The sequence below is a fragment of the Halomonas cibimaris genome, assembly GCF_055379665.1.
This window is the reverse complement of the sequence record NZ_AP043828.1, coordinates 835,686-850,944: the sequence shown is the minus strand read 5'-3', so window position 1 is coordinate 850,944 and position 15,259 is coordinate 835,686. Positions and strand designations below refer to the sequence as shown.

Here is a 15,259-nt window from a genome sequence, read left to right as displayed (position 1 = left end):
CTTCCCGCCCGCCGCGCACTGCGCTTTGGGCGAGGGTTGCTGGGTCACCCCCAGAACCTTCCTGCTTCCACACGCCTTCACTAGACCGTGACGATTAAGCCACAGCCCCCGATCCAGTCGCTCCACAGGCTACCCCCGCCCGTCCGGCGGTTTCGATATTCCTGGCCGCGTTGATATCGCGGTCAATGGCTTGGCCGCAGCCGTCACAGTGCCAGTGGCGCTGCGATAGCGGCAGCTTTTTGATCTTGTGGCCGCAATGGTGGCACGTCTTGCTGCTGGGCAGCCACCGGCTGACCTGAATGAGCTGGCGGCCCGCCCAGTCGGCCTTGTAGGCCAGCTGGCGCAGGAACTCGCCCCAACCCGCATCGCTGATGGCTTTGGCCAGTGTCTTGTTCTTGAGCATGCCGACAATGTTCAACGTCTCGACGCAGATCACTTGGTTTTCGTTGACCAGCGTTCGAGTGGCCTTGTGCATCGCATCGCGGCGGCAGTCCGCGATTTTGGCGTGCAGACGCGCCACCTTGCGGCGCATTTTATGGCGGTTGTTCGAGCCTCGCTGCTTTTTGCTCAGTCGGCGTTGCAGGTAGGCCAGTTTGGCGGCATACCGTTTGAGATAGCGCGGGTTGCCGGATTTCTGCCCTTGGCTGGTAATGAACAGGTCGGTCAGCCCCAGATCAATACCTACGGTACGGGACGTGGCCGGCAACGGCTCGGGCGTGAACTCGCACAGACAACTGATGAAGTAGCGGCCTGCACGGTCGCGTGAAATCGTCACGCTGGACGGGGCGCCGGGCAGTGGGCGGCTCCAGCGGATCGGTAGCGGTGTTTTCGTTTTGGCGATAGTGATCGCGCCGTCCCGATAGCGGAAGGCAGCCTTGGTCAGCCTAATGGATTGCCGGCCATCCTTGGCTTTGAAGCGCGGATAGCGCGCCTTGAGCTTGGTGTTGAAGAAGTTGTCGAAGGCTGCTTTTTGATCGCGCAGGGCTTGTTGCAGGATCACGCTGGACACGTTCTTCAGCCACGGAAATTCCGCTTTGAGCGCCACCAGTCGCTTCTCTGCTTCGGAATGTGAGACGGTTTCTTTCCGCTCCTGATAGGCCTCGGTGCGATAGGCCAGGGTGTTGTTCCAGACAAAACGCACGCAGCCAAACGATTGCGCCAGCAAGGCGGCTTGTTCGGGCGTCGGATAAAACCGTTCCTTGTAGGCACATTTCGTCATTTTGTATAAATATCAGGTGGTAATGGAACCTTCAACCCCGGCATCGCGTTGCGGTGCGCGCTTTTACCACCGCCCGCATGGGGCGATGCTTTACGCGCTATTTGGTAAAAGCGTCAAGGCGTGGCGTCTGATTTGGCAGGCTCTCGTGAGCGCTCTTGGCGCGCGAGGCCCCGCTTGCCAGGCCGGCAACCACGCCGGGGAGTTCGTTCATGTAGCGTATCATAATGGCATTGGCCGGCGTCGTCTCGGCCTGGGGAAAACGGTTGAGATGAATCACCGTCATGCCCGCGGCGAGCGCCGCCTCAACGCCCACCAGGGCGTCATCAATGGCGATGCAGTTCGCCGGGGCAAATCCCAGCGCGCGCGCAGCATGTAAGTGCAGGCAGGGCTCAGGTTTCCAGCAGTTGACGGTATAGCCGCTGAATATGGGGGTATCAAAACGGCTGCTGAGTCCTGTGGTCGTGAGTGCGGCGCGGATTTTTTGTTCCGTGCCGTTGGAGACGACCGCGCGAGGGTACGCGGCCAAGCGTTCAAGCGCATCGATGGCCCCGGAGATGGGCCTTAGCTCGTCGGTCATGCGCCGGGCCAGGTTGGCGCGCATGGCGGCTTCCATGCGCGCAAGCCGGGATGGTGGCACGGCGCCGTATTGTTCTTGCAGCCGGCGTGCGATGTGGCGAAAGCGCACGCCGCGGAAGCGAACCAGATATTCAGCGGCGGTAAGCGGTAGTCCCAGCGCATTCAGGCCCGTGACCATTTCTTCTGCCAGCAGCGGTTCGCTGTCAACCAGCGTGCCGTCGCAATCAAAGAGCAGCAGGGGCAGAAACATGGCGGTACCTTGCAGTGCGAACGCGCCAAGTGTCTCACAAAGCCTGTGACCCGGCTACCGGCACAAAAAAGGCGGCCACTCGGGCCGCCCTGGCGGGGGAACGCTTGAACTACTTGACGTTGGGGGTCAGCTCGCCGCGTGCGTAGCGCATGTACATCTCTTCAAGGTTGATCGGTTTGATCTTGCTGGCGTTGCCCGCCGCACCGAAGGCCTCGTAGCGGCTGATGCACAGGTCACGCATGGCGCTAACGGTTTCCTTGAGGAATTTACGCGGGTCGAACTCGCTTGGGTTCTCGGCGAGGAAGCGGCGCACCGCGCCGGTGGAGGCCAGGCGCAGGTCGGTGTCGATGTTGACCTTGCGCACGCCGTGCTTGATGCCCTCGACGATTTCCGACACCGGTACGCCGTAGGTTTCCGGGATGTCGCCGCCGTGCTGGTTGATCACCTCAAGCCACTCCTGGGGCACGGAAGACGAGCCGTGCATGACCAGATGGGTATCCGGGATGCGCGCGTGGATTTCCTTGATGCGCTGAATCGACAGGGTTTCGCCGGTGGGCGGACGCGTAAACTTGTAGGCGCCGTGGCTGGTGCCGATGGCGATGGCCAGCGCGTCCACGTGGGTCGCCTTGACGAACGCGGCGGCTTCTTCCGGATCGGTCAAAAGCTGCTCACGGTCGAGCTTGCCTTCGGCGCCGATGCCGTCTTCTTCGCCGGCCATGCCGGTTTCCAGGCTGCCCAGACAGCCCAGCTCGCCTTCCACGGAAACGCCGCAGGCATGCGCCATTTCCACGGTGCGGCGAGTGACGTCAACGTTGTAGTCGTAGTCCATCGGCGTTTTGCCGTCTTCGCCCAGCGAGCCGTCCATCATCACCGAGGAAAAGCCCAGCTGAATGGAGCGCTGGCAGACGCCGGGGCTGGTGCCGTGATCCTGGTGCATGGCCACGGGAATGTGGGGGAACTCTTCCACCGCGGCCAGAATCAGGTGGCGCAAAAAGGGCGCGCCGGCGTATTTGCGCGCGCCGGCAGAGGCCTGGATGATGACCGGCGAATCGGTCTGGTCGGCGGCCTCCATGATGGCGCGCATCTGTTCGAGGTTGTTGACGTTGAACGCGGGAATGCCGTAGCCGTGTTCGGCGGCGTGGTCCAGCATCTGGCGCATGCTGATCAAAGCCATGAAGTCACCTTGATTATAGGTCGCGAAAAGAAAAGCCAAGCCGCACCGAGGCATCGGCGCGGCTGTACGTGGCGTTGAGCGTCAATGTTGAGATCATGTCTCAACAAGGCGTTTGTTACAAGCGTTGGGCGTAGCCGGCGGCGGCTTCCAGGGCGGTGACGGCGGGCAGTGCCTTGCCTTCAACGTATTCCAGAAAGGCGCCGCCTCCGGTGGAAATGTACGATACCTGCTCGGCCACGGCGTACTTGTCAATGGCGGCCAAGGTATCACCGCCCCCGGCAATGGAGAAAGCGTCGCTTTCGGCGATGGCCCGGGCCAGCCGCTCGGTGCCGTGGCCGAACTGATCGATCTCGAATACGCCGACCGGGCCGTTCCACAGCACGGTACCGGCGTTTTTGAGCATGCCGGCCAGGTGCTCGGCGCTGTCCGGGCCGATATCGAGGATCATCTCGTGATCTTCCACCTGATCCACCGGCTTGATCATCGCCGGGGCGGACTGGGCAAACTCGGTGGCAACGACCACGTCGGTGGGCAGCGGAATGTCGACTTTTTCCATCAGCGTGCGCGCCTGCTCCACCAGGTCGGCCTCGTGGAGTGACTTGCCGACGTTATGCCCGGCCGCGGCGATAAAGGTGTTGGCAATGCCGCCGCCGACGATGAGCTGGTCGCACTTGTCGGCCAGTGCGGTGAGCACGTCAAGCTTGGTGGAGACCTTGGCGCCGCCGACAATCGCCGTCATCGGCCGTGTGGGGGCGGCCAGCGCTTTTTCCAGCGCGGAAAGCTCGGCGGCCAACAGCGGGCCGGCGCAGGCGGTCGGGGCAAAGCGCGCCACGCCGTGGGTGGAGGCCTGAGCGCGGTGAGCCGTGCCGAAAGCGTCCATGACGAAGACGTCGCACAGCGCGGCGTAGCGCCGGGCAAGCGCTTCGTCGTCTTTTTTCTCGCCGGCGTTGAAGCGTACGTTTTCCAGCAGGGCGATTTCGCCGTTGGCCAGTTCGGGGGCGCGATCCAGGTAATCGGCGACCAGCGTGACCGGGCGTTCCAGCAGCTCGCCCAGGCGCTCGGCCACCGGGGCCAGGGAGAACTCGTCAGCGGGTTCGCCTTCGGTGGGGCGACCCAGGTGGCTCATCAGCAGCACCTTGGCGCCTGCGTCAACGGCGGCGCGGACGGTGGGCAGCACCGCGCGCAGGCGGGCGTCGCTTGCCACCTGTCCTTGCTTGACGGGCACGTTGAGGTCTTCACGGATCAGCACGCGCTGGCCGCGAAGCGAAAGGTCGGTCATGCGTTTCACGTTCATGGGCAACGTCCTCGTCGTTTTGATTTACTTCTGGGGCGGTATCAGGCAGCGGCGCGCAGCTCGGCCAGCCGCTGGGTGATATCCAGCATGCGGTTGGCAAAGCCCCATTCGTTATCGAACCAGCATAAAAGTTTGATTAACCGCGCACCGGCTACTCGAGTCTGGGTGGCGTCGATAATGCCGGAGCGCGGGTCGTGGTTGTAATCCACCGATGCCGTGGGCGTTTCGGTGTAGCCCAGCACGCCGTCGAGTCGTGCAGCGGCGGCCTCGGCCAGCAGCGCATTGACCGCGGCGGCGTGCGTGTCGTGGCGCACCGTCAGCGAAACGTCCATGGCCGAGACGTTGATGGTGGGCACGCGCACGTGCAGGCATTCAAAGCGCCCGGCCAGGTGGGGCATCAGCCGGCTGATGCCCCGGGCCAGGCCCGTATCCACCGGCACGATGGACTGCATCGCCGAGCGCGTCAGGCGCAGGTCGGTCTGATGGCAGGCGTCGATCACCGGCTGGTCGTTCATCGCCGAATGGATGGTGGTGGTGACGCCGTGCTCCACGCCCAGCGTTTCATCCAGCACCGTGAGCAGCGGCACCAGGCAATTGGTGGTGCACGACGCCGCGGAAATCACCGGCTGCTCAAGGGACAATGTGTCCTGATTGATGCCCCAGACAACGGTGGCGTCGACGTCGTTTCCCGCCGGCTGGGAGAACAATAGCTGCTTGGCCCCGGCGTTGATGTGCTGCATCGCGGTGGCGCGGTCTTTGAAGCTGCCCGAGCATTCCAGCACCAGATCGATCCCCAGCTCGCCCCAGGGCAGTTTTGCCGGGTCCGGCTCGCTTAACAGGCGAATGGGGTGGCCGTTGACGATCAGGTGGCCGTCGTTGGCCTCTACCGTGCCGGGAAAGCGCCCGTGGGTGGTATCAAAACGGGTCAGGTAGCTGATGGTAGCCGCATCCGACAGCTCGTTGATGGCCACCACGTCAACGTGGGGTAGCTGACGCTCGATCAGTGCGCGCAGTGCGCACTGGCCGATACGGCCGTAGCCGTTGATGGCAATGCGGTATCGCGTGTCGCTCATGGTGTGACTCTCCGCCATGCTGAATCGAGTGAGGGCCCGGGCGTGTTCAGACCACCAGCCGCCAGGCCAGCGGCAGCAGCAGCGCGGTAAAAGTGCCTGTCAGGCTCATGCCCAGCGAGGCAAAGGCGCCGGCGGTCGGGCCAATTTCAAAAGCGCGCACCGTGCCCAGCGCGTGGCCGTTAACGCCGAGGGCAAAGCCGATAATGCGCTCATCTGTAATGTTCATCTGCCGTGCGGCCAGGCTGACAAAGCCGATGGCGGCCACGCCGGTAACCAGCAGCGCACCCAGCAGCAGGGAGACGTTGCCGCCAATCTGCTCGGTAATGCCGATGGCAATGGGGGCAGTGACCGATTTGGCGGCAAGCGAGGCGATAGTCTCGGGGGTGGCTCCCATGAGCCAGGCAATGCCCAGCGCGTAGACAATAGCCATGGTGGCTGATATCGGCAGGCATACGGCTAGCGGGCGCCACAGCTGTCGAATGCGAGGCAGCAGCTGGTACAGCGGCATGCCCAGCGCAACGGTAGCCGGGCCCAGCAGTACGGTAAGCCAGCGAGCGCCCTCCTGATAGGTCGTGTAGTCCATCCCGGTGAGCACCAGCGCTCCGACAAGCAGGGCGGTGGCGAGCACAATGGCCGGCAGCCAGGGCGGCCGGCCCAGGCGCTTGAGCAGCGCCATGGCGACCAGATAGGCAGTCAGCGTGAGCGCCACGGCGAACAGCGGCGTGGCGCTCAGTCGCTGTAGCAGCGCCTCACCCAGCATGGTCATCCCGCATCAGGCGCTGCAGCAGCCAAAGCGTGGTGAACACGCTGAACAGGGTGCCTATGATCAGGCTGATGATGATGGCGGTCCACTGTCCGGCCAGCTGATCGATCATGAAAAACACACCGGTAACGCCGGGCATGATCAGCATCGCCAGCATCGCGATCAGCGGCTGGGCAGCAGCGGCAACGCTTTCCGGCACGCCGCCGTTTATCGCCAGGGCGCCGCACAGCAACAGCATGCCGATCACGCCGGAAGAAACAGGAATGCCGGTGTAGTGGACGATCAGCTCACCGGCAAGCCAGCACAGCAGTAGCCACAAAAAACCGTTCAGCGCAGGCATGACGTCACCGATAAAGGCATTGACTCCAGCAGCGCCCGGGCCTGCTCGACCACGTGATCCACGGTAAAACCGAAGTGCTTGAACAAATCACCCGCCGGCGCGGATTCACCGTAGGTAGTCATGCCGACCACCCGGCCGTTCAGCCCCACGTACTTGTACCAGTAATCGGCGTGGGCGGCTTCGATCGCCAGGCGTTTGGTCACCGCTGCCGGCAGCACGCTTTCGCGGTACTCGGCGTCCTGGCCGTCGAAGCGCTGGGTAGACGGCATGGAGACCACGCGTACGGCGGTGCCGGAGGCTTCCAGCTTGGCGGCGGCGTTCATCGCCAGGCCGACTTCGGAGCCGGTGGCGATGATAATCAGCTCCGGGGTGCCCTCGCTGTCTTTCAACACGTACCCGCCACGCTGGATATTGGCCAGCTGGGCTTGGGTGCGCGGCTGATGATCAAGGTTCTGGCGGGACAGGACCAGCGCAGTGGGGCCCGAGCGGCGTTTGATCGCAGCGTCCCAGGCCGCGGCGGTTTCCACCGCGTCGCACGGCCGCCAGGCGCAGAGGTTGGGAATCGTGCGCAGCCCGGTCAGCTGTTCGACGGGCTGGTGGGTGGGGCCGTCTTCGCCAAGCCCGATAGAGTCGTGGGTAAAGACGTAGATGGCCTGCTGGTGCATCAGCGCCGACATGCGCACGGCGTTGCGCATGTAGTCCATGAAAATCAGGAAGGTAGCGCCGTAGGGCATAAAGCCGCCGTGCAGCGCAATGCCGTTCATGATCGCGGCCATGCCGAATTCGCGCACGCCGTAGTGCAGGTAGCTGCCGCCGGGCGTTTCGGGTGTGATCGTTGCAGCGCCGTCCCAGAACGTTAAATTCGACGGTGCCAGATCGGCGCTGCCGCCGAGCAGCTCGGGCAGCTGGGGGCCCAGCGCGTTGAGCGCCGCCAGCGAGGCCTTGCGCGAGGCGGTGGTGTTGCCGTCCTGCTGGGCTTTTTCCACCAGCGCCTGGCTGGAAAGCGCCTGGGGCAGCTCGCCTTTCAAACGGCGGGTCAGCTCGGCGGCGTCTTCCGGGAAGGCCTCGGCGTAGCGGGCAAGGCGCGCGTCCCAGTCGGCCCGGCGCTTGCGACCGGCGTCACATGCCTCCCAGCCGGCGTACACTTCTTCGGGTATGTGGAAGGGGGCATGATGCCAGCCCAGCTGCTCGCGGGCGGCGGCCACTTCGTCATCGCCGAGCGCGGCCCCGTGGGAGGACGCCTTGCCCTGCTTGTTGGGCGCGCCAAAGCCGATCACGGTCTTGCACACGATCAGGCTGGGCTTGTCGTCCTGGGTCAGGGCAAGCTCGATGGCCGCCTTGATTTCTTCGGGCTTGTGGCCGTCGACGTTGGCGACTACGTGCCAGCCGTAGGCGTCAAAGCGCTTGGCGGTGTCGTCGGTAAACCAGCCGTCGACCTCGCCGTCGATGGAAATGCCGTTGTCGTCGTAAAACGCCACCAGCTTGCCCAGCTTCTGGGTGCCGGCAAGCGATGCCACCTCGTGGGAGATGCCTTCCATCAGGCAGCCGTCGCCGAGAAAACACCAGGTACGGTGATCGACGATGGCGTGGCCCGGGCGGTTGAACTGGCCGGCCAGGGTTTTCTCGGCAAGGGCCATGCCTACGGCGTTGGCCAGCCCCTGGCCCAGCGGGCCGGTGGTGGTTTCAATGCCCGGGGCGTAGCCGTATTCCGGGTGGCCGGCGGTGGCGGCGTGGAGCTGGCGGAAGTTTTGCAGCTGCTCAAGGCTGAGGTCATAGCCGGTCAGGTGCAAAAGCGAGTAGAGCAGCATGGAGCCGTGGCCGTTAGAGAGCACAAAGCGGTCGCGATCGGCCCATTTGGGATCTTCCGGGCTGTGCTTGAGGTAGTCGTTCCACAGCACTTCGGCGATGTCCGCCATGCCCATGGGCGCGCCGGGATGGCCGGAATTGGCCTTTTGTACGGCGTCCATGGAAAGCGCGCGAACGGCATTGGCCAGCTCAAATCGGGACGGCATGGGGTGCTCCTCGCCTGCAAACAAAATGGAGGCTGCTATTGTCGCTGACTTCGCCCATGGCGGCAAATCCTAGGAAGCGCTGCGGTCAGGGTGTAAACTCCACTCCCTTGACGATAACGTTTACCTGAAGGACGGCGGCGTTGACGCGGTTGGCTTCGCGGCAGGCGGAGTTCTCCGCTCAGGGCTTGCTACCAGAACAGAGGGCCACAAGCGCGATGAGCGAATATACCCTGTTTACCTCCGAGTCGGTTTCCGAAGGTCACCCCGACAAGATCGCCGACCAGATTTCCGATGCGGTGCTGGATGCCATTATCGCCCGCGATAAACAGGCGCGCGTCGCGTGTGAAACCATGGTCAAAACCGGCGTGGCGATCATTGCCGGTGAGATTACCACCTCGGCGTGGATCGATCTGGAAGCGCTGGTGCGCGGGGTGATCACCGATATTGGCTATACGTCGTCAGACGTCGGCTTTGACGGCGGCACCTGCGGTATTATCAACCTGATCGGCAAGCAAAGCGTGGAGATTGCCCAGGGCGTGGATCGCGCCAAGCCGGAAGATCAGGGCGCCGGTGACCAGGGGCTGATGTTTGGCTACGCCACCAACGAAACCGACGCCTACATGCCCGCCCCGGCGTATTACGCCCACCGCCTGGTGGAAAAGCAGTCTCAGCTGCGCCGTGAAGGGCTGCTGCCCTGGCTGCGCCCGGATGCCAAGAGCCAGCTGACCTTTCGCTACGACGCCGGTGGCAACCCCTGTGGCATAGACGCGGTGGTGCTGTCGACCCAGCACGACCCCGGCATCGATCAAGAAGAGCTGCGCCAGATCATCAAGCGCGAAATCATCCAGACGGTCATTCCCGCCGAGTGGCTTGACGAAGACACTCAGTACCACATCAACCCCACCGGCCAGTTCGTCATCGGCGGCCCGGTCGGCGACTGCGGGCTGACCGGGCGCAAGGTCATTGTGGATACCTACGGCGGCATGGCGCGCCACGGCGGCGGGGCGTTTTCCGGCAAGGACCCGTCCAAGGTCGACCGCAGCGCGGCCTATGCCGGGCGCTACGTGGCCAAGAACATTGTGGCCGCCGGGCTTGCCGACAAGTGCGAAATTCAGGTGTCCTACGCCATCGGCGTGGCCGAGCCGACGTCTGTTTCGGTGGATACCTTCGGCACCGGCAAGGTCCCTGAGGCCATGATCACAGCGCTTGTGCGCGAGCACTTCGATCTGCGCCCTTATGCCATCACCCGGATGCTCGATCTTGAGCACCCCATGTACCAGCTGACCGCTGCCTACGGCCACTTCGGCCGCGAGCCGTTCGAGCACAGCTATCGCTGGACCAACGACCGGGGCGAAGAGCAGGTGGAAACCTTTGTTGCGTTTCCCTGGGAGCGCCTTGATCGCGTGGACACGCTGCGCCGTGCAGCCGGGCTGGAGTGATACAGCGCGGTATTTGCAGCCTTAACGCCCCGCGCAAGCGGGGCTTTTTTTTGCCCGTGTGCTGGCGCCGGGCGATATATCCCTTTTCCCCTACGCTGAAAGGGCAAGCCTTGCCAGCAACAACAACGGAGTAAGCATCATGCGTTTAATGCCAGGGATGGCAGCCGCTTTTGCGCTGCTGATCAGCAGCGCAAAAGCGGCAGCTGGTCACTGTCCGGATTGGAAAGAAGGCCGCCTTGCGCGCGAAGTGCAGGCGCTTGAAGCGCGCATTGCCAAGTGGGACCGTGCCTATTATCAAAACGCTCGCTCACCCATTGATGATGCGCTCTATGATCAGGCCGTAGCGCGGCTGGAAACGTGGCGAGCGTGCGCGGGGGTTTCGCGGCGCCATACGCCTGAACGGCGCATCACCACGAGCCGCTCAGCCGGCGCTGACAGCGTACGCCGCCACCCGGTAGCGCAGACCGGGCTTGCCAAAACCGATAAAGCCGGCGTGAAGCGCTGGTCAAGCCGTCGGGACGATCTGTGGGTTCAGCCCAAGGTGGACGGCGTGGCGGTCACCCTGCGCTATGTCGACGGTGAACTGATGGCCGCCGTCAGCCGCGGTGACGGTGAGCGCGGCCAGAACTGGACGGCCCGGGCCCGCCGGCTGCCGGCCGTGCCCACCGTTTTGCCCGAGCCGGTATCGGCCGTGCTGCAGGGTGAGCTGTACTGGCGCCTTGATGAGCACGTACAGGCCAGCACCGCGCGCCACCGGGCGCGTAACCGGGTCGCCGGCGTTATGCGCAAGGCAGCGCCGAGCGCCGCTGAGCTTTCGCGCGTAGGGCTTTTTGTCTGGGGCTGGCCTGACGGCCCCGAAGCGATGCCCGACCGTCTTGAGCGGCTGGCCGCGCTGGGGTTTGCAACCGCTGCGTATACCCATCGGCTGGATGATCGCCGCGACGCTACCTATTGGCGCCGGCACTGGTACCGCGCGCCGCTGCCGTTTGCCTCTGACGGCGTGGTGCTCAAGCAGGGCAAGCGGCCCGGCGGCCGGCAGTGGCACGCCGCGCCGCCGGCGTGGGCGATGGCCTGGAAATACCCCAGCCAGCGGGCGCTTGCCGGCGTGCGCGGCATCGAGTTTCGTATCGGGCGCACCGGGCGGGTCACACCGCTGATCTATCTTGACCCCGTGCGGCTTGAGGGGCGGCGCGTTAGCCGAGTTTCGCTGGGCTCGCTACAGCGCTGGCGCCAGCTGGATATTCGCGCCGGCGATCAGCTGTCCGTACTGCTCGGCGGGCTGACGATTCCGGCGTTTGACGGCGTTGTCTGGCAGGCTGCCGAGCGCGAGCCGCTGACGGTGCCGGCGGCAGATGACTACCACCGGCTGAGCTGTTTCTCGCTTGACGATGCCGGCGCCTATCCGCTGGGCTGTGAAAGCCAGCTGCTGGCGCGGCTCGATTGGCTGGGCGATGCGCTTGATATGCGCGGCGTGGGTGAAGGCACCTGGCAGGCGTTAATGGACGCCGGCGCGGTGACCGGCCTGCTGGACTGGCTGGCGCTGGACCAGGCCGAACTGGAGCGGGTGGCAGGCATCGGCGAGGTGAGCGCCCAGACGCTCATAAAGCGCTTTGCCGCGGCGCAAGCGCAGCCGTTCAAGGCGTGGCTTGAGGCGCTGGGTGCACCGCCGGGCGGCGAGCGCGCAGACGGTGACTGGGCCGCGCTACGCCGGTATGACGCGGCGGACTGGCAGGCGCTTTCCGGCGTGGGCCCGGTTCGCGCAGCGGCGCTGACGGCATTTTTCCGCGACCCCCGGGTCAAGGCGCTGGCCCGCCGGTTAGCAGCGGCCGGTGTTGACGGCTTTTAACCCGCTCAGGCGCGGCCCGGTTTGGGCCGGTACGCGCCAGCGCCTTGTATACTTTCGTTTTTTGCATCGTTATCCAATAGCGCGTAAAACTTCCTTCTGAGGCGCGTTAGCGCGAAGGGAGGGGAGGATGTCAAGTCGCATAGCGTTGTGCCGTACTATCGGCGAAACAAAAAAAATTGTAACTATTCAGGTGGCGTCGGATGAGACTCGCCAACCCGCTGTTCCTTCAGGCATAGTACCGTCATTCGACTCCCCCACCCAGCAGGCAACATGACCATCAGCGATATCAACGTCGACGAGGCCCTCGAGCAGGTCCGTCAGCAGCTCAAGGAAGACCGCACGGTCTCTCCTTCGCTGCGCGCCGCGATCGACGTCCTGATGCTGCTGGTCAAGTTGATGTCGGACCGGCTGGCGACCAGCAGCCGCAATAGCAGCAAGCCGCCGTCACAGGACCTCAACCGCCAACGCCGCTCCCGGGCAAAGGGCGAGCGTCGCCCCGGCGGGCAACCGGGTCACGAAGGCAGGACGCTGGAGCCGGTCACCGACCCCGATGAGGTCGTGTCGTTGCGCGTCGATCGCCGCACTCTGCCCAACAAGGGGAGAGCGTATCACTCGGTCGGCGTTGAGAAGCGTCAGGTCCAGGACATCGTGATCCAGTCGGTGGTGACCGAGTACCAGGCCGAGGTGCTGGAAGATGATCGGGGCCAACGCCATGTAGCGCCGTTTCCCGACGGCGTGACCCGCCCGATCCAGTATGGCCCGCGTCTCAAGGCGCATGCCGTCTATCTCTCCCAATACCAGCTGCTGCCTTATGCGCGCATTCGGGAGCTGCTGACGTCGCAGTATGGCCTGTCACTGAGCACCGGCACCCTGTTTGCCTTCAACCAGGAGGCCTGCCGACGAGCCGAGCCCTTTGCCGAGTGGGTGATCCCGGCGCTACGTGAAGCGGCTACCGTGCATGCCGATGAAACCGGGATGCAGGTCGGTGGCAAGCGCTACTGGCTGCATTGCGCCTCGAATGAGGCCTTGACCTACCTGGCGCCTCATGCAAAGCGCGGCCAGGAGGCCATGGACGCCATCGGCATCCTGCCTTACGTCCAGGGAGTACTGGTGCATGATCATTGGAAGCCCTATTACCGCTACCACGATTGCCGGCACGCGCTGTGCAATGCCCATCACCTTCGCGAACTGACCGGCGTCCGGGACCACGACCAGCAAACCTGGGCGACGTCGCTGCATGATCGGCTGTTGGCCATGAATCGCGCCGTTGATGAGGCGGGAGGCAGCCTCCCGTCAGACGAGGCGCAGCGCTGGCGAGTTCGCTACCGGGACTGCCTGGCGGAGGGTGAGGCCGAATGTCCGCCACCGGCCAGGCCACCCCCCGGAACCCGTGGGCGCACCAGGCGCACCAAAGCGCGCAACCTGCTCGAACGCCTCCGGGCGTATGAGGATGACGTGCTGCGCTTCCTCGAGGATCCTGCCGTTCCCTTCACCAACAACCAGGGAGAGCGCGACCTGCGGATGACAAAGGTCCAGCAGAAGATCTCGGGCTGTTTCCGCTCGTGGGAGGGGGCGGAGATCTTCTGTCGGATGCGCAGTTTCCTCTCGACGGCCGTTAAACAGGGCCTGGCGGCGCACACGGCGCTGGAGCAACTGTTTGCCGGTGAGGTGCCTGCCTTCATGCGAGAGGACGAGCTGGATCAGGCGGCATGAGCTAAATAGTTACAAAAAATTAACAGGCTTATTACAAGGAGGGCGCGTGACACAAGACGATAAAAAGCGTGACGTACAAGAGCAACAGACCGAGGCTGATGACACGGGCTATCAGCAAAAGCACAGGCCAAGCCGCGAGTTTGGCAGTCGTGCCGACTATCTGCATAACGAACTGTCGATCATGTCGCCCAAGCGCTGGGCGCTCAACCTGCCTTTTAAAGACTACCGCATTGAACCGGAAGACATGATTCCTGCTTTAGCGGCGACCATTGGCAAAATTGTGATGGTCGCCGCAGTCGTGGGGGCTTTTGCAGGACCGCTTAATCTTTCGGATGCTTTCGTTGTCGAAAACACTCGCTTTGAAATGCTGATTGCGGTGTTGTTTGTCATTGGGTTTTCCGGGATGTTTAACCCGACCGCTAACCTGGCCGGCACGCACGGCCCGATGATTCCTCTTATTCCGCTGATCGTAACCGCCGGCGGGCATCCGCTGTCGCTGGGCTTGCTGGTCGGCCTTTTCGGCCTGATTCTTGGCATAAGCCGAGGAGGCAGCAAGCTGATGGCCCTGACCAGTGACGGGGTTCGCGGCGGGCTGCTGATCTATCTGGGGGCGATCGGGCTGCTCAGCCAGATTGGCAGTCTAACCGACTGGGCCAATGCAAGCGGCATGGGCTATGTGGCTTTTGTGGTCATTCTGGTGACCATTGTCATGTACGCCTTGCTGGCGCGTCTGGAAATGCGCTGGCTGTCGATTCCGCTCGGTTCGGGCATCGCTTTTTTGATTGCCTTTGCCCTGGGGGCGCCTTTTGAATTTGTGACCGAGCCCGGCTTTCCCACGCTGTCACCGGCGTACTGGTGGGGTGCGGATACCGGGTGGAAAATCGGCTTGCCCGGCTTTAGCGAATTTCTCAGCACAGCACCGTTTGCCATACTGGCCGTGGCCATGTGGTCACCCGATGTGATGGGGCAGCGCGTGTTCCAGGAAATCAACTATCCGCGCAAGGCCGACAAGGTGCTGATGCGGGTTGACGACACCATGGGCGTGGCAGCGGTGCGCCAGGCAGTAGGCAGCGCGCTTGGCGGCGGCAACCTGTCCTCGTCCTGGGGGACATACATTATCCCCGCCGCGATTGCCAAGCGTCCGATACCCGGCGGCGCTATTCTGACCGGCATCATGTGCGTTATCGCCGCGCTTTGGGGATATCCCATGGATCTGGCCGTATGGCCGCCGGTGCTTAACGTAGCGCTGATGGTCGGGGTTTTCATGCCGCTGCTGGAGGCCGGTATGCAGATGACGCGCGATATTCGCAGCAGCCAGTCGGCCGGCATCGTGGTGTTTGGCTCTGCCTTTGTGAACCCGGTATTTGGCTGGTCGGTAGCCATGCTGCTCGATAACCTGGGGCTTATCGGGGACAAGGAACGCGGCAGAAGGCTGCACTACATGGATCGCTGGGTCCTGCCGGGCATTACCTTTGTTATCTTGCTGGTAATCATGGCAGCCGTGGGTATGCTGCCGGGCATCCCCGCTTTCATTCCGCACTAGGTAGGGCGCCGGCCCGG

The 15,259-nt window shown here is 63.6% G+C and carries 12 protein-coding genes; 4 read left to right on the top strand and 8 right to left on the bottom strand.

The genetic code is table 11. From position 1 onward, the window contains the following. Window positions 1–94: 94 nt before the first annotated feature. The 8 genes from ACZ415_RS03890 to tkt form a co-directional block, all read right to left on the bottom strand. Window positions 95–1,219: an RNA-guided endonuclease InsQ/TnpB family protein gene (locus tag ACZ415_RS03890; RefSeq protein WP_464387755.1), complete on the bottom strand. Its 1,125-nt coding sequence runs from the start codon at window positions 1,217–1,219 to the stop codon at window positions 95–97. Between the two features lie 97 nt (window positions 1,220–1,316). Then, complete coding sequence (locus ACZ415_RS03885) at window positions 1,317–2,045, bottom strand: HAD family hydrolase (RefSeq protein WP_344702334.1); 729 nt, start codon at window positions 2,043–2,045, stop codon at window positions 1,317–1,319. 109 nt (window positions 2,046–2,154) lie between these two features. Then, window positions 2,155–3,219 (bottom strand): class II fructose-bisphosphate aldolase, encoded by a 1,065-nt coding sequence (gene fba / locus ACZ415_RS03880; protein ID WP_344702332.1) that lies wholly within the window; start codon window positions 3,217–3,219, stop codon window positions 2,155–2,157. Between the two features lie 115 nt (window positions 3,220–3,334). Then, the gene (locus tag ACZ415_RS03875; protein WP_344702330.1) at window positions 3,335–4,513 is read right to left on the bottom strand and encodes a phosphoglycerate kinase; all 1,179 of its coding nucleotides are present in this window, start codon (window positions 4,511–4,513) and stop codon (window positions 3,335–3,337) included. A 41-nt stretch (window positions 4,514–4,554) separates the two neighbouring features. After that, window positions 4,555–5,586, bottom strand: a complete 1,032-nt coding sequence (locus ACZ415_RS03870) for a type I glyceraldehyde-3-phosphate dehydrogenase (RefSeq protein ID WP_344702328.1) — start codon at window positions 5,584–5,586, stop codon at window positions 4,555–4,557. Between the two features lie 46 nt (window positions 5,587–5,632). Next, window positions 5,633–6,346: an LrgB family protein gene (locus ACZ415_RS03865; protein WP_344702344.1), complete on the bottom strand. Its 714-nt coding sequence runs from the start codon at window positions 6,344–6,346 to the stop codon at window positions 5,633–5,635. Continuing rightward, on the bottom strand, window positions 6,336–6,689 hold the full coding sequence (locus ACZ415_RS03860) for a CidA/LrgA family protein (protein ID WP_017431398.1): 354 nt from the start codon (window positions 6,687–6,689) through the stop codon (window positions 6,336–6,338). Before ACZ415_RS03860 ends, ACZ415_RS03865 begins: the two co-directional genes overlap by 11 nt. Continuing rightward, complete coding sequence (gene tkt, locus ACZ415_RS03855) at window positions 6,677–8,701, bottom strand: transketolase (protein WP_344702325.1); 2,025 nt, start codon at window positions 8,699–8,701, stop codon at window positions 6,677–6,679. Before tkt ends, ACZ415_RS03860 begins: the two co-directional genes overlap by 13 nt. Before the next feature lie 215 nt (window positions 8,702–8,916). Here tkt and metK point away from each other — a divergent pair, with 215 nt between their 5' ends. The 4 genes from metK to ACZ415_RS03835 all read left to right on the top strand — a co-directional run bounded on the left by metK (window position 8,917) and on the right by ACZ415_RS03835 (window position 15,242). Next, the gene (gene metK, locus ACZ415_RS03850) at window positions 8,917–10,140 is read left to right on the top strand and encodes a methionine adenosyltransferase (RefSeq protein ID WP_344702323.1); all 1,224 of its coding nucleotides are present in this window, start codon (window positions 8,917–8,919) and stop codon (window positions 10,138–10,140) included. A 139-nt stretch (window positions 10,141–10,279) separates the two neighbouring features. Then, on the top strand, window positions 10,280–11,986 hold the full coding sequence (gene ligB / locus ACZ415_RS03845; RefSeq protein WP_344702321.1) for an NAD-dependent DNA ligase LigB: 1,707 nt from the start codon (window positions 10,280–10,282) through the stop codon (window positions 11,984–11,986). Between the two features lie 270 nt (window positions 11,987–12,256). Continuing rightward, window positions 12,257–13,699 carry an IS66 family transposase gene (gene tnpC / locus ACZ415_RS03840; RefSeq protein WP_464387731.1) on the top strand — a complete coding sequence of 481 codons (1,443 nt, stop codon included), beginning with the start codon at window positions 12,257–12,259 and terminating at the stop codon, window positions 13,697–13,699. 46 nt (window positions 13,700–13,745) lie between these two features. Then, entirely contained in the window at window positions 13,746–15,242 is a 1,497-nt protein-coding gene (locus ACZ415_RS03835; protein ID WP_344703486.1) for a DUF3360 family protein, read from the top strand. The last annotated feature ends 17 nt before the right edge of the window (window positions 15,243–15,259 follow it).

What these genes read in the sequence shown, in the direction of transcription:
- ACZ415_RS03890 (WP_464387755.1), bottom strand. Translation starts at nt 1,219, where the DNA reads ATGACGAAATGTGCCTACAAGGAACGGTTTTATCCGACGCCCGAACAA.
- ACZ415_RS03885 (WP_344702334.1), bottom strand. Translation starts at nt 2,045, where the DNA reads ATGTTTCTGCCCCTGCTGCTCTTTGATTGCGACGGCACGCTGGTTGAC.
- fba (WP_344702332.1), bottom strand. Translation starts at nt 3,219, where the DNA reads ATGGCTTTGATCAGCATGCGCCAGATGCTGGACCACGCCGCCGAACAC.
- ACZ415_RS03875 (WP_344702330.1), bottom strand. Translation starts at nt 4,513, where the DNA reads ATGAACGTGAAACGCATGACCGACCTTTCGCTTCGCGGCCAGCGCGTG.
- ACZ415_RS03870 (WP_344702328.1), bottom strand. Translation starts at nt 5,586, where the DNA reads ATGAGCGACACGCGATACCGCATTGCCATCAACGGCTACGGCCGTATC.
- ACZ415_RS03865 (WP_344702344.1), bottom strand. Translation starts at nt 6,346, where the DNA reads ATGCTGGGTGAGGCGCTGCTACAGCGACTGAGCGCCACGCCGCTGTTC.
- ACZ415_RS03860 (WP_017431398.1), bottom strand. Translation starts at nt 6,689, where the DNA reads ATGCCTGCGCTGAACGGTTTTTTGTGGCTACTGCTGTGCTGGCTTGCC.
- tkt (WP_344702325.1), bottom strand. Translation starts at nt 8,701, where the DNA reads ATGCCGTCCCGATTTGAGCTGGCCAATGCCGTTCGCGCGCTTTCCATG.
- metK (WP_344702323.1), top strand. Translation starts at nt 8,917, where the DNA reads ATGAGCGAATATACCCTGTTTACCTCCGAGTCGGTTTCCGAAGGTCAC.
- ligB (WP_344702321.1), top strand. Translation starts at nt 10,280, where the DNA reads ATGCGTTTAATGCCAGGGATGGCAGCCGCTTTTGCGCTGCTGATCAGC.
- tnpC (WP_464387731.1), top strand. Translation starts at nt 12,257, where the DNA reads ATGACCATCAGCGATATCAACGTCGACGAGGCCCTCGAGCAGGTCCGT.